Annotated in this window: 13 protein-coding genes; 4 read left to right on the top strand and 9 right to left on the bottom strand. The window is 76.1% G+C overall.

From position 1 onward, the window contains the following. Positions 1-17 precede the first annotated feature (17 nt). Positions 18-617 carry a helix-turn-helix domain-containing protein gene (locus tag ACFWIC_RS20580; protein ID WP_329950909.1) on the bottom strand — a complete coding sequence of 200 codons (600 nt, stop codon included), beginning with the start codon at positions 615-617 and terminating at the stop codon, positions 18-20. A 20-nt stretch (positions 618-637) separates the two neighbouring features. Between ACFWIC_RS20580 and ACFWIC_RS20575 the strand changes: the two genes are divergently transcribed. Then, on the top strand, positions 638-2260 hold the full coding sequence (locus tag ACFWIC_RS20575) for an FAD-binding oxidoreductase (RefSeq protein WP_380358000.1): 1623 nt from the start codon (positions 638-640) through the stop codon (positions 2258-2260). After that, a complete protein-coding gene (locus ACFWIC_RS20570) occupies positions 2257-3171 on the top strand; it encodes a diacylglycerol kinase (RefSeq protein ID WP_380519658.1) in 915 nt (304 codons plus the stop codon). The genes ACFWIC_RS20575 and ACFWIC_RS20570 overlap by 4 nt, the downstream gene beginning before the upstream one ends. Positions 3172-3642: 471 nt before the next feature. On the opposite strand, the gene ACFWIC_RS20565 is transcribed toward ACFWIC_RS20570, so the two are convergent. From ACFWIC_RS20565 to ACFWIC_RS20530, 8 genes are all read right to left on the bottom strand, one after another. Beyond that, positions 3643-5016: a DUF2252 domain-containing protein gene (locus ACFWIC_RS20565; protein ID WP_329950911.1), complete on the bottom strand. Its 1374-nt coding sequence runs from the start codon at positions 5014-5016 to the stop codon at positions 3643-3645. A 203-nt stretch (positions 5017-5219) separates the two neighbouring features. After that, positions 5220-5501, bottom strand: coding sequence for a multicopper oxidase domain-containing protein (locus tag ACFWIC_RS20560; protein ID WP_380519657.1), 282 nt, complete (start codon positions 5499-5501; stop codon positions 5220-5222). Beyond that, positions 5386-6711, bottom strand: coding sequence for a multicopper oxidase family protein (locus ACFWIC_RS20555; RefSeq protein ID WP_380519656.1), 1326 nt, complete (start codon positions 6709-6711; stop codon positions 5386-5388). The genes ACFWIC_RS20560 and ACFWIC_RS20555 overlap by 116 nt, the downstream gene beginning before the upstream one ends. After that, a complete protein-coding gene (locus ACFWIC_RS20550) occupies positions 6708-7250 on the bottom strand; it encodes a hypothetical protein (RefSeq protein WP_380358008.1) in 543 nt (180 codons plus the stop codon). Before ACFWIC_RS20550 ends, ACFWIC_RS20555 begins: the two co-directional genes overlap by 4 nt. Positions 7251-7639: 389 nt before the next feature. Beyond that, a complete protein-coding gene (locus tag ACFWIC_RS20545; protein WP_380519655.1) occupies positions 7640-10204 on the bottom strand; it encodes an FtsX-like permease family protein in 2565 nt (854 codons plus the stop codon). After that, positions 10201-10998: an ABC transporter ATP-binding protein gene (locus ACFWIC_RS20540; RefSeq protein WP_329878367.1), complete on the bottom strand. Its 798-nt coding sequence runs from the start codon at positions 10996-10998 to the stop codon at positions 10201-10203. Before ACFWIC_RS20540 ends, ACFWIC_RS20545 begins: the two co-directional genes overlap by 4 nt. Positions 10999-11308: 310 nt before the next feature. Next, on the bottom strand, positions 11309-12097 hold the full coding sequence (locus ACFWIC_RS20535; protein ID WP_329950916.1) for an aminotransferase class IV: 789 nt from the start codon (positions 12095-12097) through the stop codon (positions 11309-11311). 53 nt (positions 12098-12150) lie between these two features. Beyond that, on the bottom strand, positions 12151-13248 hold the full coding sequence (locus ACFWIC_RS20530) for a GNAT family N-acetyltransferase (RefSeq protein WP_329950917.1): 1098 nt from the start codon (positions 13246-13248) through the stop codon (positions 12151-12153). Between the two features lie 491 nt (positions 13249-13739). On the opposite strand from ACFWIC_RS20530, the gene ACFWIC_RS20525 reads away from it, so the two are divergent. Both ACFWIC_RS20525 and ACFWIC_RS20520 read left to right on the top strand, forming a co-directional pair. Continuing rightward, complete coding sequence (locus ACFWIC_RS20525) at positions 13740-15062, top strand: glycosyltransferase 87 family protein (RefSeq protein WP_380519654.1); 1323 nt, start codon at positions 13740-13742, stop codon at positions 15060-15062. Then, entirely contained in the window at positions 15059-16312 is a 1254-nt protein-coding gene (locus tag ACFWIC_RS20520; protein ID WP_380519653.1) for a glycosyltransferase family 4 protein, read from the top strand. The genes ACFWIC_RS20525 and ACFWIC_RS20520 overlap by 4 nt, the downstream gene beginning before the upstream one ends. Positions 16313-16344 lie beyond the last annotated feature (32 nt).

Genomic DNA, 16344 nt, shown 5'->3' with positions numbered 1-16344 from the left:
CGGTCCCCGGCGGTCGTTCACGGCGCGAGGTACCCGTCCAGGGCGCGGGCCAGTTCACGCCGCCACGCGTCCTCGGACAGCAACTGGGCCACCATACGGTGCGACTGGACGGTGGACTGGGCGATCAGCAGCACCATCGCGGCGAGCTCGACCGGATCACCGGCCCGGATCGAGCCGTGCTCCTGCCCCTGCGCGATGCCGGCGCGGAGTGCTTCGAGGAGCCCTCGCTGGCTGGTCCCGAGGCGTTCGACCACGTACTCGAAGAGCGTGTCGGAGTCGGCGGAACGCAGCAGCGCGCCGAGCACCGGATGGTCGCGCAGGCGGACGGCGACCTCGACGACACCGTCGACGAACGCGGCCCGGTCCACCCCGGCGAGCCGGACGGCCTCCTGGGTGGCCGCGATCTCGCGGGTGAGTAGCGCACCGATCACCGCCCGGACGTCCGGCCAGCGCCGGTAGACGGTCGGCCGACTGACCCCGGCACGGCGCGCGATCTCGGCCAACTGGGTCCGGCGTACGCCGAGTTGGATGACCAGATCGGCGGCGGCGTCAAGGATGGCGTCGTCGGTGCCGCGAGGCTCGGACGACCGGTCGAGGTCCGCGTTACTACTTGACATGATGTGTAAAACTGTAACGCATGACCGCCGAGAAGCAAGCGGAACCGGCCGACGCCGCGCTGCCGCTCCCCCCGATGAAGTGGGACGCCTGGGGCGACCCGGCCCTCGCCAAGGAGCTGTCCGCCGACGTCAAGGGCCTGCTCGCCGCCGCCCTCGGCGTCACCGGCGACGCCGAGCCGGGCCCGGACGCCCCGGACGTCGTGCTGCGGCCGTCCGCCCTGTCCCCGGACGACCTCGCGGCCCTCGCCGCCGTCGTCGGCGAAGCGCACGTCAGCGCCGCCGACGCCGACCGCCTCCCCCGGGCCGGCGGCAAGTCCACCCCCGACCTGCTGCGCCGCCGCAGCCGCGCACCGCAGGACGCGCCCGACGCCGTCGTCCTGCCCGGAGGGGAGGACGAGATCGCCGCCCTGCTCGCGCTGTGCGCCGAACGCCGCATCGCCGTCGTGCCCTTCGGCGGCGGCACCAGCGTGGTCGGCGGGCTGGACCCGGAGCGCGGCGGCCTCGCGGCCGTCGTGTCGCTCGACCTGCGTCGCCTCGACCGGCTGCTCGACCTCGACGAGACCTCCGGCGAGGCCGTCCTCGGCGCGGGCCTCACCGGCCCGGCGGCGGAGGCGCTGCTCGCCGCGCACGGCCTCGAACTCGGCCACTACCCGCAGAGCTTCCGCTTCGCCACCATCGGCGGCTTCGCGGCCACCCGCTCCTCCGGTCAGGACTCGGCCGGCCACGGCCGGTTCGACGAGATGGTGCGCGGCCTGCGCGTCGTCACCCCGGCCGGCACCCTCGACCTCGGGCGCGCCCCCGCCTCCGCCGCCGGACCCGACCTGCGCGAACTGTTCCTCGGCTCGGAGGGCACCCTCGGCGTGATCACCGCCGTCCGGGTCCGCGTCCACCCCGCGCCCGCCGCCAAGGCGTACGAGGCCTGGTCCTTCCCCGACTTCGCCACCGGCTCGGCCGCGCTGCGCGCCGTCGAGCAGCAGGGCACCGGCCCGACCGTCATCCGGCTCTCCGACGAGGCCGAGACCATGGTCAACCTCGCGATGACCGAGAGGATCGGCGGCGAACCCGCGGTCACCGGCTGCCTGGCCGTCACCGTCTTCGAGGGCACCGCCGAACAGGCCGCCACCCGCCACGCGGAGACCCGCGCCGTCCTGCTCGCCGCCGGCGGCACCCCGCTCGGCGAGGCACCCGCCCGGGCCTGGGAACACGGCCGGTTCAACGCCCCCTACCTGCGGGACTCCCTGCTCCGCGCGGGCGCGCTCTGCGAGACCCTCGAAACCGCCACCAGCTGGCGGAACCTCCCCGAGCTCCGTCTGGCCGTGACCACCGCCCTCACCGAGGCCCTCCCCGGCTCGCTCGTGCTCTGCCACATCTCGCACGTCTACCCGACCGGCGCCTCGCTCTACTTCACGGTCGTCGCCGCCCTCGGCGACGACCCGTTGGAGCGGTGGGCCGGTGCGAAGCGCGCCGCCTGCGACGCCATCCTGACGGCCGGCGGCACGATCACCCACCACCACGCGGTCGGCGCCGACCACCGCCCCTGGATGACCGACGAGATCGGCGAGCTGGGCGTGCGCATCCTGCGCGCCGTCAAGGCCGAGCTGGACCCGGCGGGCATCCTCAACCCGGGCAAGCTGATCCCGTGAGCGGCCGGAGAACCATCGCCCGCGTCGTTCTCCTCACCAACCCCGCGGCAGCCGCCGGCCACGCCGAGCCGGCGGCCCGCCGCGCCACCGCCCGCCTGCGCGACCTCGGCATCGCCGTGGACGCGCGAGCGGGCACCTCCGCCGCCGAGTCCCTCGAACTCGCCCGCGCCGCCGTCGGCTCCGGGTCCTGCGACGCCCTGGTCGTCGTCGGCGGCGACGGCATGGTCAACCTCGGCCTGCAGGCCGCCGCCGGCACGTCCGTCCCCCTCGGCGTCGTCCCCGCCGGCACCGGCAACGACCACGCCCGCGCCTACGGCCTCCCCCGCAACGCCCCGGAGGCCGCCGCCGACGTCGTCGCCGCCGGCCGCACCCGCACCGTCGACCTCGGCCTCGTCACGGCGGCCGACGGCAGCACCCGCCGGTTCGGCTCCGTCCTCGCCAGCGGCTTCGACTCCCTGGTCAGCGACCGCACCAACCGGCTCCGCTGGCCCCGCGGCCGGATGCGCTACAACCTCGCCATCGCCGTCGAGTTCGCCAACCTCCGCCCGCTGCCCTTCCACCTCACCCTCGCCGACGGCACCGAGATCACCCGCGACCTCACGCTCGCCGCCGTCGGCAACACCAGCAGCTACGGCGGCGGGATGCTCATCTGCCCGACCGCCGACCCCACCGACGGCCTCCTCGACCTCACCCTCGTCGACGCGATGCCCCGTCACCGCATCGCCCGCTTCTTCCCCACCCTCTTCAAGGGCACCCACGTCCGACGCCGCGAGGTCACCACCCACCGCACCACGTCGGTCCGCATCGACTCCCCCGCCATCACCGCCTACGCCGACGGCGAGTTCATGGCCCCCCTCCCCGTCACCGTCACCGTCACCCCCGCCGCCCTCCACCTCCTCACCCCCGCCTGACCCGCCACACCCCCGAACGCCGAAGGGCCCCGCGGCATCCGTCACCTTTTCCGAATTCACCTCTTCGAGCCTTCGGAGGCCGCGAAGACTGCTTTCCAGGATGTCGATCAAGACGCGACGGCGGTCATCCTGGTCAGACCCAAGAAACCAGAGGTAGCACCTGAAGGACCTCTCCCGAAGGTCACCCCTGCGACACCGAGCAGGAGCAGGGAGACGAGGGCAGGCCGGACGGCCGGTCGGACCGCGCCGCCTCCGGCGCCCCGACGTAGCCGAGCAGTTCGGCGTGGAGCGCGCCCAGGTGGGTGGTCCGTTCGAGGATGTGCCGGGCCCAGGCGCCGAAGTTGAGGATCCGCGGGGCCAGGCCGTCCGGGTGCAGGGCCAGCCGGTAGCCATTTGTCCACGGGGGCGGCTCCGGCCCCCGGGCGGGGCCGGACCCGGGCCGGGCTCGGTCCCGGGCAGGCCGGGGCGGCCTCAGATACCCCGCCGTGCCGCCACCGCGTGCGCGTCGATCGCGGCCAGCAACGCCGCGTGGTCGACGACGGTCCGGTCCGCGTACTGGACGGCGAAGTCGGCCACGGCCTCGGAGAAGGTGTCGGCGCTGCCCAGGTAGCCGGCGACGGCGAGACGGTCGCCGGAGCGGGCGTGGGCGCGGGCCAGGGTCCGGCCGCAGAGGTCGGCGTAGGCGCGCAGGTCCGCGGGCGCCATGTCGGCGACGGCGGCGGCCCCCTTCATGTCGCGCAGCTGGCGTCCGTAGAAGTGGCGGCCCCCGGGGCCGGTGGTCCAGCCGAGGAAGATGTCGCTGGCGGCCTGCATCAGGTGCTGGCCGGTGACGACGCGCCGGCCGCCGTGGACGACCGGCGCCTCGGTGAGGTGACGGCCCTCGGTCGGCGTCTCCGGCAGGTAGTCCTCCAGCACGGACCGTCCGGCCTCCTTGATCTGGAGGAAGAGGGGGTCGCGCTCGTCCCGGCCCTCCAGGAGGAGGATGAAGCAGCGGGTGCCGACACTGCCGACGCCGACCACCTTGCGGGCGACGTCGACCAGTTGGAAGCGGTCGAGCAGGACCCGGCGGTCCTCGGCGAGGGTGGCGCGGTAGTCGCTGAAGATCTTGCCGACCCTGCGCAGCTCGTCGCGCGGCACCGGTTCGATCAGCGGCGGGTCGCTGATGATGCGACGGCGGCCGTCCTCACCCCGCTCGGTGAGCTTGCCGAAGACCTGCAGGCTGGTGCGGCGGCGGGCGCGGTCGAGGTTGGCCTCGACCTGTCGGCGGCGACCGCCCCCGCGGACCGTCGCCGGCAGGTCGGCGGTGTCGATCCGGGCGTACCAGACCTCGAGTTCGCCCATCTCGGCGAGGCGCCGCATGGCGACCGCGTAACCGTCCGCGGCGGCGAGCGCGGCGCGGTGGGCGCGGTCGTCGTCGTGGCCGTTGTCGCGGGCGGCGACCGCGACGCTGGCGGCGAGCCGTTTGACGTCCCACTCGAAGGGGCCGGGGTAGGTCTCGTCGAAGTCGTTGACGTCGAAGAGCAGGGCGCGTTCCGGCGAGGCGTACACGCCGAAGTTCAGCAGGTGGGCGTCGCCGCACAGTTGGACGGTGAGGCCGGTGTCGGGGACGGCGGCGAGGTCGGCGGTCATGACGGCGGCGGAGCCCCGCAGGAAGGCGAACGCGGATTCGGCCATCCGTCCGTAGCGGATCGGGCGGAGGTCCGCGAGCCGGTCCTCGGCCTGGTGTTCCAGCAGGCGGATCGGGTCCGGGCGGTCGGCGGCGGGGATCCAGCGGCCGTGGGCGGAGCGGGAGACCCGGCTGCGGGCGGCCCGGCCGCGCCGGCGGCGTTCGGCGGGACTGGTCATGCGCGGCTCCTCGCTGTGCGGCCCGGAGCCCCTCCACGGCCGGGACCCCCCTCCCTCGCGACGCTAGGCCACGCGCCGCGGGGCGGCATGTCGGGGCGCGGGCGGGGGCTGCCACGAGGTGGGTGGGCGCGCGACTCCCCCGCCGACGCTCCGCCGAACGGGTGAAAGGTGCGCGAGCGGACGGAGCCGCGCACCGTCCCCGCTCACTCCACGACGAAGTCCGCCATCATCGCCATGTCCTCGTGCTCCAGGTTGTGGCAGTGCAGCATGTACGTCCCCGGGTAGTCGGTGAACCTCACCAGCACCTCCACCCCCTCCGACGGCCGCAGGTCCACGGTGTCCTTCCAGCCCGCGTCGTACGGGCCCGGGTCACCACCGTTGCGGGAGAGCACCTGGAACTGGTCCAGGTGCAGGTGGACGGGGTGGTGGACGTCGCTGAAGAACCTCCAGATCTCGGTGGTGCCGAGCGCCGGGGCCGCCAGCACGCGGCCCGGCTCGTACGGCCGGTTGTTGATCGTCCAGCCGTCGTTGCGACTGCGGCGGAAGCCGAAGGTGCGGGTGGTGACGGCGGCGCCGGGGTCGAGCCGTTCGAGGGTGCAGAGGCGTTCGGGGACGGTCGCGTCGTCGGTCACCGGGCGGGAGGTGACGTCGAAGCGGAGAACCTCGCCGGTCCGCTCGCTGCCGAAGCGGTTCGTCAGGCGGACGGACGTGCCGGGCGGGTAGCGGGAGAAGTCGACCACGACGTCGAACCGCTCGGCGGGGGCGATCTCGACGGGTGTTGGAGGCGTTGAGCAGGCGCAGCCGGTAGTGGGCGCGGTCCACCTCGACGCGTGGCCAGGGCACGCCGTTGACCAGGATGACGTCGCCGAGCACGCCGTTCATGTAGTCGTCGGTGACGCCCGGAACGGTCAGCCCGGGGTCGACGGAGGGGTAGCGGAACGAGCCGTCGGAGGCGAAGGCGCGGTCGGCGAGCATGAGCGGGAGGTCGCGTTCGCCGCGCGGCAGCGGCAGGGCGTCCTCCTCCTCGTCGCCGATCAGGTGGAAGCCGGCCAGGCCGCGCCAGATGCCGGGGCCGGTGAAGCCCATCCGGTGGTCGTGGTACCAGAGGGTGGCGGCACGCTGGTGGCCCGGGTACGTGTAGCTGCGCTCACCGACGACGGTCCGGCCCACGGTTCCTGTCCCGGACGTCCCGGTCATCCCCGCCATCCCGGCCATCCCCGCCATCGCGTGCGCCGCGTGGTCGGCCGACGATCCGGCCGGGAGCAGCAGGTCGACGGGGTAGCCGTCACTGTCCGCCGGGGTGTGGCCGCCGTGCAGGTGGACCACCGAGGGCACCGGCAGCTCGTTGCGGTGGCGGACCACGACCTCGCGGCCCGCCCGCGCGACCATGGTCGGGCCGGGGAAGGTCCCGCCGTACGTCCAGGCTTCGGTGCGCAGGCCGGGCAGGATCTCCAGGCCGGCGACCCGCTGGACGATCTCGTAGTGGTCCGTGGTCGCGTCGGAGCGGACCGGGGCGAGGACGGGCGGCACCGGCAGCGGCACCCGGAACGGCTCCGGCAGCGGGACCTCGCTGGTCAGCAGGCGTCCCGGCCGCGCCTCGGCCAGCAGCCGGGCGGCCGGCGGCACGGCGAAGGCCCCGACCGCGCCCGCGCCGATCACGGCCGCGCCGACGCCGAGGAACCGGCGGCGCCTCACTGCGCCACCTCCATCGAGCCGCTCGGACGGGGCAGCCGTCCGGCGGCGGCGCCCTGCGGGGCGGCGGGGGCGCCGCCGCTCGCGGGCAGCGGCAGACGCCAGGCGCCGACCAGGGCGAACAGCAGGGCGCTGACCAGCAGGACGCCCAGGGTGACGTGCAGCCCGACCGCCCGGTCGTATCCGAAGGCCGTCTGGGCGCCTGCCGCGACCGCCAGCAGCGCCGCGGTGCCGAGCGGCCGGAACGGTCCGCGCGTGCCGCCCGGGCCGCGACGGGCGACCAGGCCGACCAACGCGGCGGCCACCAGTTGGACGAGCACCAGGGTGTCCAGGGCCATGGCGGCCAGTTCGTGGGCCTTGAGCGAGTCGTAGTGGCCGTTCAGGAAGCTGGCGGCCAGCATCGTCTGGACCACGGCCAGGACGGCGAGCGCGGTGGCGGTGGCCCGCAGCGCCAGCAGCGGCAGACGCGGCGGCAGGCGGGGCCGCAGGCGCAGCGACGGACGGGGCGGGCGGGGCGTGCGGGCCGCAGGAGGACTGCTCATCGGTCGGCCTTCTCTCTGCCGGGGCGCGCCGGGGCCCGGCAGCGGGCACACCGGGCGTGCCGGACCGGCTCGGCGCGGGGGTGGACGGGACGGCGTCCCCGGGCGTGCGGCACCGGACGGACGCGGCCGTGAGCGTAGCTGATCAGACATCACGATCGGTGTGGATCAAGGGCCTTCCGGCCTTCTACCACTCTCTGGCGCCTGTTCGGCGCGGCTTTGTCACCCGAACGGGCGGTGCGCCAGACCCGCGCGCACCGCCCGTTCACGCCCCCTGCGGAGCCGGAGCTCCGGTCCTTCCCCAGGCCGTTCCCTCCCCCGGGACGACCTCCCCCGGGACGGCCTTTCCCGCCCGGCCTGCTGGGACCGGACCGGTCCCCTCCTCGCCGTCCCTACTGCCGGCCGCCGCCCATCGCCACCGGACGGGTCCGCAGCAGGGCCCGGGCCGGCAGGGCGGTCGCGGCGAGGCAGAGCAGCACCGCCGCGCCCCCCAGCGGCAGCGCCGTCCCGACCGGGACGTGCGGCGCCGCGCCGGCGATGCCCCGGGTGACCGGCACCAGGGTGGTCCAGGCGATCGCACCGCCGACCACCAGGCCGGTCGCGGCGACCAGCAGCGCCTCCCAGCGCATCATGCCGCGCACCTGCCGACGGGTGGTCCCCGCCAACCGCAGCAGCGCGATCTCGCGGCGCCGGTCCAGCACCGTCATCACCAGGGTGTTGGCGGCCGTGACCGCCGCGAACCCGCCCAGCACCCCCGCCATCACGGTGTTCGCCCAGGCGCCGAGCTCCTGCGCCTTGTCGGCCTGGGCGACGAACCCGGCCCGGTCGGTGACGAGCAGAGCCGTCCCGCCGCCCACCCCGGCCAGCTGCTTCGCGACCGCGGCCCGGTCGGCGTCCGGCGCGTCCGTGACCAGCACCTGGCTGTCGTAGCCGGCGGTCACGTGCTCCGCGACGGCCGCCCGGGGCAGCAGCGCCTGCCCGAAGCCGAGCCCGCGCTCGTAGGTGGCGACCAGCAGCGGCTTCGCCTCCGTACCGTCACCGAGCCAGAGCGGGACCCGGTCACCGACCTTGACACCGAGGTCGTCGGCCATGGTCCGGGAGAGCGCGACGGTGTCCGTCGAGCGGCCGAGCTCGGCCAGCGAGCCCTCGTGCACGCCGAGGTCGAGCACCCGGGAGAGCCGGGCCGGGTCACCGGCGACACCCAGCGCGTTGGCGGTCTGCACCGTCTGCCCGCTGCGGTAGAGGACACCGGTGCGCAGGACGCCGACCGCCGCCTCCACACCGGGCACCTTCGCTGCCTGCTCGGCGGTGCCGGCGGGCAGGCCCGGGCCCGTCGACGCGAGCACGTGGTCGGCGGTGATGCCGCTGCGCACCTGCTCACCGGTCTCGTGGCTGATCGTGGTCTGCAGGAAGAGCAGGGTGCCGCAGAAGGCGGTGACCATGGCGATCGGCGTGATCGCGGAGGCCAGCCGGCGGGCGTTGGCCCGCGTGTTGTCGGCGGCCAGCGAGCCTGGCGCGCCGCCGGCCCGCAGCGGGGCACCGAGCACCCCGGCCGCGCCCCGGGCCACCCAGGGGCCGAGCAGCGCGACGGCGGTCAGGAAGCACATCACCACGCCGAGCGCGGTGTTGGCGGCGTCGGAACCCTTCAGGGCCGAGGCGAGGCCGGCCAGCGACACGCCACCCGCGGCGAAGAGCAGGCCGATCACGGTGCGCACCTTGCCCGGACGGCCGGCTTCGACGGCTGCCGCACCGAGCGCCTGGCCGGCGCGCATCCGGGCCGGGCCGCGGGCGGCGACGAAGCCGGCCCCCAGCGCGGCGAGCGTGCAGACGCCGACGGCTGCCAGCATCGGCACCGGGCCGACCGACAGTTCCACCGAGTCCGGGACGGCGCCGCGCTCCACCATCTCGTCGAACCACCAGCGGGCCAAGGCCAGTCCGGGCAGGATGCCGAGCGCACCGGCGAGGGGGGCGACCAGCATCGCCTCGGTGGCGATGGTGCGGCGGATCTGCCGCGGGGTGGCGCCGATGGCGCGCAGCAGGGCGAACTCGCGGGCGCGCTGGCCGGTGGCCAGGGCGACGGTGGAGACGACCACGAAGACGGCGGTCATGGTGGCGGTGCCGCCGAAGGAGCCGCCCAGGGCGGTCAGCATGGTGCGCGCCTCGGCGAGCACGGGCTGCTCGACGGTGCCGCGGTCGTCCCCGGTCAGCACCTCCGCCCGGTCGCCCACGGCCTGCTCGACCTGCGCGGCGAGCGCCTTGGCGTCGACACCCTCGCGGGGCTGCACGGCGATGGCGTCGACCCGGCCGGGGTGGCCGGAGAGGCGGTCGGCCGGCTGGTCCGCGAACCAGGCGGTGGGCGTCCCGGCCGCCGCGGCGCCGAACTGCTGCGGGGCGGCGAGGCCGGAGATCCGGTAACTGCCGCTGCCGCCGGGCGCGGTGAGCGTCACGGTGGTCCCGGGCGCCAGCTTGGCGGCGCGCGCCGTGTCGGCGTCCAGGACGACCTCGCCGGCGCCGGGGGCGCGGCCCTCGACCAGCTTGTCGGCGGGGCCGGTGATGCCGAGCGAGGCGAAGCCCCGGCCGGTCAGCGGCGATCCCGCCAGCGGGGTGCCGGCGGCGCCCTGCACCGGGAAGGCGGTGTCGGGGCGGGCGGCGGCCACGCCCGGCTGGGCGGCGATCCGGGCCGCCAGCCCCGCGTCCAGACGGGCCCGCTCGGGCACCGACTGGCTCTCGGTCTCGGTGTCCTCGGCGCTCTTGTAGGTGATCGTGACGGTCGGGTCGGCGGCCACGACCACCGGCGCGCTCGCGTACCGGCCGGCCGGCACGGAGGCGGTGAGGCCGGTCTGCAGCAGCGTGCCGCAGGCCATCACGACGGCCGCGCCGAACAGCAGCGCGACGAAGGTGCCGACGAAGGAGGCGGGGCGGAACCGCACCGAGGCGCGGGCGAGTCCGTTGGTCATGCCGCCACCCCCACCGGGCGCGCGGCCAGCGTGACCATCCGGTCGGCGATCGTCCGCGGGTCCGGCCGGTACAGCTCGTCGGCGAGCGCGCCGTCGGCCAGGAAGAGCACCCGGTCGGCGACCGAGGCGGCCACCGGGTCGTGGGTGACCATCACGACGGTGGCACCCATCGAGTCCACCGCGCCGCGGAGCAGGCCCAGCACCTCGTGCGCGGTCCTGGTGTCCAGTGCGCCGGTCGGCTCGTCCGCGAAGAGCACGTCCGGGTCGGTGATCAGTGCGCGGGCGATCGCCACCCGCTGCTGCTGACCGCCGGAGAGCTGCCCCGGCCGGCGCCCGGCGTGGTCACCGAGACCGACCCGGGCGAGCAACTCCTTGGCCCGGGAACGGTCCTGGCGCTCACCGGCGAGGCGCTGCGGGAGCAGCACGTTCTGCAGCACGGTCAGCGAGGGCAGCAGGTTGAAGGACTGGAAGACGAAGCCGATCCGGCTGCGGCGCAGCTTGGTGAGCCGGTTCTCGCTCAGCCGGGTGATCTCCTCGCCGCCCAGGTAGACCTCGCCGGCGGTCGGGCGGTCCAGGCCGGCCGCGCACTGCAGGAACGTGCTCTTGCCCGAGCCGGACGGGCCCATGACCGCGGTGAAGGTACCGCGGCCGAGGGCGAGGTCGACGCCGCGCAGGGCGTGCACGGTCTCGCCGCCCCGGCCGTAGCTGCGCCGCACGCCGCGCAGCTCGATCGCGGCGTGGGCGTCGGAACGCCCGTACGGCTCGGGCTGGGGGCGGGTGCGGCGGGGTGCCATGGTGGGGCCTTCCTTCGGGGATCGTCGCTGGTCGTCGACGTGTTCCAGGCTAGGAAGACGCGGCGCGGCGGACCATGGAGGCCGCTGGCGGACGGGGGGTGGGGTTATCCCCCGGCGCGCTCTCCGGGTGGCGTCAGCCCTCCCCGCCGCCGCCGGACGACGGCCCGCGTGCGGGCGCGGTCGCGCCAGGGCGCCGGTCGCACGCCCGGGACTCTCCGTCGGGCCTCGCCGTCGGGCCTCGCCGTCCGGCCTCTCGGGCGGATCTCCTCCCCGGGCTCTCTCCTCGGACCCTCCCCCTCGGGCCTCCTCGTCAGATCCGCTCGCCGTCGATGCCCTCGTACGCGGCGCGGAGTTCGGCGACGGCGGGGTGGGCCGGGTCGAACCGGGTGCCGTCGATCGCCGCGACCGGGCGGACCCCGACGCCCGCGTTGACGGCGACGGCGGCGACGAAGCGGTCCAGCCCGGACGGTGCGACGGGCTCGCGCCGCTGCGGGCCGCCGTACGCGCCGGCCAGCAGTGCCTCGGTGACGCCGGGCAGGGCGGCGGCGTCCGGTCGGACCAGGTCACGGCCGTCGTGGAGGGCGAGGTTCCAGGTGGCGCCCTCGGTGATCCGACCGTCCTCGTCGACCAGCAGCGCATCGTCGAAACCGGCCAGTTGGGCCAGCCTGCGGTGATGGAGCAGCCCGAACAGGCCGACGTGCTTCACTCCCGGCAACTCGCGCCGGTACACGGCGGTGCGGACCCGCAGCGGGCCGGGCGGGCCGGCCGGCGCCGGGCGGGTGGTGACCAGCAGCCGGGGTTCGGCCGGCGCGGCCGGGCGTTCGAGGCCGAGCGCCGGGTCGAACACGGTGACCCGGACGATCACCGGCGCGCCGTCGGCCGGGAGGACGTGCCGGATCCGGTCGCGGACCAGCTCCCGGTCCAGGGAGGCCCCGAACACCGTGCGGCAGTCGCGGACCAGCCGGTCCAGGTGGAGCGTCAGCCCGCGGGTGCGGCCCGCCTCGGCGCGCAGCGTGGTGAAGTGCCCGTAGTTGAGCAGGCCCAGCGCCGCGAGCTGCGCGGGGTCGGCGGGTGCGCCGTCGATCTCGATCTCTGCCATGCGGCGAGTTTCCCAGGTCGGCCCGCCGGGGTGCGGAGCGGTGCGCGGCGAGGTCATCGCGCGGGGTCGCCGGGCTCCCCCCTCCGGTCGCCGGTCCGGTCACGGCCCTGATCGCGGCCCTGATCTCGGCCTTGGTCGTGGGCCTGCTCACGGACCTGCCTGCCGCCCGGGCCGCCGCCCGGGCCGGCCAGGATCGGACGGTAGGGGGTCGTGACCGGCCGGCCGCCGTCGCGCGCCGACCGCTCGACGTGCTCGATCCGGTACGCGAGCCCTTCCGGCTCCCCCGCGTCCGACCACCGCCACGCCTCCGCCCACCACTGCGGGCCGCGCACCAGCGGGCGTCCGGCGAGCGCCAGGTGCAGGGCGAGCGTGGAGCGGGCGAAGTCGCGCACCCAGCCGTCCGCCCGGCGGTAGTCCGTGGTCTCGTCCAGCCGCAGCCAGCGGCCCTCGCGGCCGGCGGTGAGCAGCGGGGTCCAGCCGCCACCGGGGCCCGGCGCCCCGTCCGCGACCAGCAGGACCAGCCGGTCCTCCTCCTCCCGCACCCGGTAGGGCGGCAGTTGGGGCAGCCGCGCCAGGCCGACGGCGTGCTTCCAGGAGACCACCCAGAGACCGCGGCGCAGGTAGTACCGGACGGCGTGCTGCCACGTCCAGTGCGCCTCCAGGCGGTAGCCGGGCAGGCCCTCGGCCGTGGCGGCCCGGTAGAGCTGGTCGAGCGCCGTCGCGGCGAGGCCGCGCCCACGCGCGGCGGGGCGCAGGTAGAGCGAGGAGACGGCCAACTGCCCGGGCCCCTTCGTCCAGTTGTCGACGGCGACGGTGCCGACCGGGGCGCCGGCCACGGCACCGGTGGCGTCGGCCGCTCCGCCCACGGGGTCGGCGGTCCCGGCGGCGCCGGTCAACCAGTAGCGGCGGCGGTACAGCTCACCGTCCGGCCACTCGCGCCCGCTCTCTCCGAGCCGCTGCCGCAGGGCGCGTTCCTCCGCCGGACCGATCGCCTCCGGATCCACCTGCTCGCCCAACTCCCCCTCGGCGCGCGACGCGAGGTCCCAGAGCGCGAACCGCCGCCCCTCGCCCTCCCCCACCGCCCGCACCCCGGGCGCCGCCTCCAGCCGCGCCTGCGCCCGTTCCACCGCCGCATCCCAGGACCTCACCACGCCGTCCACGATAGCGACCGGACGGCACCGAGCGTAATTCCATGGACACCGAACGTCAGGTCGGGTACGAATTCACTTGTTCGGAACACCTCGCGAAAGGGCGGACCCCACCCGTGCACGATCCCACCGTCCGGCCTGCGCGCGGCCCTCCCCCGCGCACCCGACCGTGGTAGGGGAAACCCGACCACAGGACTCGACCTGGCCCTCATGACCTCGCCGACCTGCGCCGCTGCAATGAAGTGGTGCTGATTCACCGCGCCCGTCGAAGCCGTCCGAGCCCTCCCCGCCCTCACGATCGACCTCGTCTCCACGACCGCCACCGCCACGACCGTCATCGCCACCGCTCCCCCGGCGGGCGACGGCTGCTGTGGTGCGGCGGATGGCTGGTCGCGGCCGGCTGGGCCGGGGCGTTCCCGCTCGTCTCCGGGCTGGGACCGCACCGGAGTTGGGGACTGCACGCCGCAACGGGATACCTGGCGGCGGCGGTTGCCGTGCTGGTGCTGCCCCGGCGGTGGGCGTCCCGCTGCGCGGCGGCCGTCGCGCTCGCCGGCGCGATCGCCGTACCGCTGTTCGTCCTGGTCGCCACCGGGCAGGGGCAGAGCGAGGTCACCGTCATCGAACGGTCGGGCGAACTGCTGCTCCGGCACGGCACGCCGTACCTGGCCGAGCCGCACACGGTCGCCGAGTACACGCCGTACCTGCCCGGCATGGCGCTGTTCGGGCTGCCTCGCGCGCTGCTCGGATCGGACGGGTGGCCGGTCCGGATGCTCGGCGACGCACGGGTGTGGTGTGCCGCCGCGTTCTTCGGCTGCCTGGTCGCGGCCGTCGGACCGCACCGGACCCGGCTGCGGCTGCGGCTGCGGCGTGAGCATCGGCGTCGGCATCGGGGCGGACCTGTTCCGGCTTCGGGGCCCGCCGTCGGCCCGGTCGGCCCGCAGGTCGGCACGCAGGTCGCGGCGCTGATCGCCTCGCCGCCGGTCGCGCTGCCGCTCTGCGTCAGTGGGGTCGACCTGCCACTCACCGGACTCTGCTGCCTGGCGCTCGCCCTGGCCGGCCGGGCCCGCCCGCTCGGCGCCGGAGCGGCCCTCGCCCTGGCCTGCGCGCTCAAGTGGACGGCCTGGCCGGCGGTCGCCGTGGTCGCCGCCCTGCTGGCCGCCACCGCCGGACGGCGGGCGGCGGTGCGCGCGACGGCCACCGCCCTGGTCGGCACGGCCGCGATCGTCCTGCCCGGTGCACTGCGCGCGCCCGGACCGCTGGTGCAGCAGGTGTTCGCCTTCCCCACCGGGCGCGGCGGGCTGCCCACGCCCGCGAGCAGCCCCCTGCCCGGCCGGATCCTCGCCGACCTCGGCCCGGCCGGGTGGTACACCTCCCTCACCCTGCTCCTGCTCGCCGGACTCGCGGTCGCCGCGTCGCTCGCGCTCCGCCCGCCCCGGGACGCCACCGGCGCAGCCGACCGGCTGGCACTCGGACTCGGCCTGGCCTTCCTGCTGGCGCCCGCCGGACGGTTCGGCTACCTCGCGCTGCCCGCGCTCCTCGTCCTCCTCGCCAGGCTGTCCGCGCGCGACCGCCCCGGGGCCGACCGTGCCCGCACCGCCACCGCCGTGCCCGCCGTGCCCGCCCCGTCCGTACGTGCCCCTGCTCTCCTCGCCCCGCCGCCGCGGGCGGGCGGGTGCGTCCGTCCCGTGCCGCGCCGCCCCACCACCCCGGTGCCCGCCCGCCCCCGGCAACCGGCCCGCGCCCCGGCCCGCACCACCGCCACCGCCACCGCCACCGCCACCGCCTTCCCCCGAACCGAGGTCGTCACCACCCCATGACCAGCACCCTCATCGTCACCAACGACTTCCCGCCCCGACAGGGCGGCATCGAGACCTTCGTCCACGCCATGGCCACCCGGCTGCCCGGCGGCGAGGTCGTCGTCTACACCTCGGACGAACCGGGCTCCGCCCACCACGACGCCGCACTGCCGTTCCCGGTGATCCGCGACCGGTCCCGGACGCTGCTGCCGACCGGGCGGGTCACCCGCCGGGCCGCCGAGATCGCCCGGGCGTACGGCTGCGACCGGGTCTGGTTCGGCGCCGCGGCCCCGCTCGCCGCGATGACGCCCGGGCTCCGCCGCCGAGCGCCGGGAATCCGGCGGACCGTCGCCACCACGCACGGCCACGAGATCTGGTGGGCGCGCACCCCGGGGGCCCGTCGACTGCTGCGGCGGATCGGTGACAGCGTCGACGTCGTCACCTACCTCGGTCCGTACACCCGCGACCGGATCGCCCCCGCGCTCGGACCCGCGGCCCGGCTGGAACGGCTCGTGCCCGGCGTCGACGCCGACCTGTTCCGGCCGCGGCCCGGGCGGCCGTCCGACGAGTCGTCCGCACTGTGGCGGGAGCAGCGGGGCGGCGGTCCCACCGGGCCGGTGATCCTCTGTGTGGCCCGGCTGGTCCCGCGCAAGGGTCAGGACTCCCTGATCCGCGCGCTCCCGCAGATCCGGCGGGCCGTCCCCGGCGCCACCCTGGTGCTGGTCGGCCGCGGCCCGGACGAACAGCGGCTGCGCGACCTCGCGCGGCGGCACACCGAGCCGGGCTCGGTCGTGTTCGCCGGCGGCCGGGAGCACGCGCAGACGCCCGCCCACTACGCGGCGGCCGACGTCTTCGCGATGCCGTGCCGCACCCGCCGGGCCGGTCTGGAGGCGGAGGGTCTCGGCATCGTCTTCCTGGAGGCGGCGGCCTCCGGACTCCCCGTCGTCGCGGGCCGCTCCGGCGGTGCACCGGACGCCGTCCTCGACGGCGTCACCGGCACCGTCGTCGACGGCCGCGACGACACCGCCGTCGCCGAGGCGATCGTCCGCATACTTCGGACGCCCGCCGCCGAGCGCGCGCGGACGGGCGAGGCCGGTCGCCGGTGGGTCCGGGAACAGTGGTCCTGGGAGACCACCGCCCAGCGGCTGGCCGCCCTCCTCGACCCCGACGCGTCCCCCTCGACTCCGAGGCCCACGCCGGCGACCGGCGACCGGCGACCGGCGACCGGCTCGGGAGTAGTGGGCCGGGCGCTCCCGAGCGATGACTTTTGAAATATCGACCGGAAGGGATTTTATACCTTGCT

Origin of the sequence: Kitasatospora sp. NPDC127035 (genome assembly GCF_042726075.1) — a bacterium.
In the GTDB taxonomy this organism is placed as follows: Bacteria; Actinomycetota; Actinomycetes; order Streptomycetales; family Streptomycetaceae; genus Kitasatospora.
Note: the sequence above shows the minus strand (reverse complement) of the source record. Positions and strands in the feature narration are given on the sequence as shown.

What these genes read in the sequence shown, in the direction of transcription:
- ACFWIC_RS20575 (WP_380358000.1), top strand. Translation starts at nt 638, where the DNA reads ATGACCGCCGAGAAGCAAGCGGAACCGGCCGACGCCGCGCTGCCGCTC.
- ACFWIC_RS20545 (WP_380519655.1), bottom strand. Translation starts at nt 10,204, where the DNA reads ATGACCAACGGACTCGCCCGCGCCTCGGTGCGGTTCCGCCCCGCCTCC.
- ACFWIC_RS20520 (WP_380519653.1), top strand. Translation starts at nt 15,059, where the DNA reads ATGACCAGCACCCTCATCGTCACCAACGACTTCCCGCCCCGACAGGGC.
- ACFWIC_RS20550 (WP_380358008.1), bottom strand. Translation starts at nt 7,250, where the DNA reads ATGAGCAGTCCTCCTGCGGCCCGCACGCCCCGCCCGCCCCGTCCGTCG.
- ACFWIC_RS20535 (WP_329950916.1), bottom strand. Translation starts at nt 12,097, where the DNA reads ATGGCAGAGATCGAGATCGACGGCGCACCCGCCGACCCCGCGCAGCTC.
- ACFWIC_RS20565 (WP_329950911.1), bottom strand. Translation starts at nt 5,016, where the DNA reads ATGACCAGTCCCGCCGAACGCCGCCGGCGCGGCCGGGCCGCCCGCAGC.
- ACFWIC_RS20540 (WP_329878367.1), bottom strand. Translation starts at nt 10,998, where the DNA reads ATGGCACCCCGCCGCACCCGCCCCCAGCCCGAGCCGTACGGGCGTTCC.
- ACFWIC_RS20580 (WP_329950909.1), bottom strand. Translation starts at nt 617, where the DNA reads ATGTCAAGTAGTAACGCGGACCTCGACCGGTCGTCCGAGCCTCGCGGC.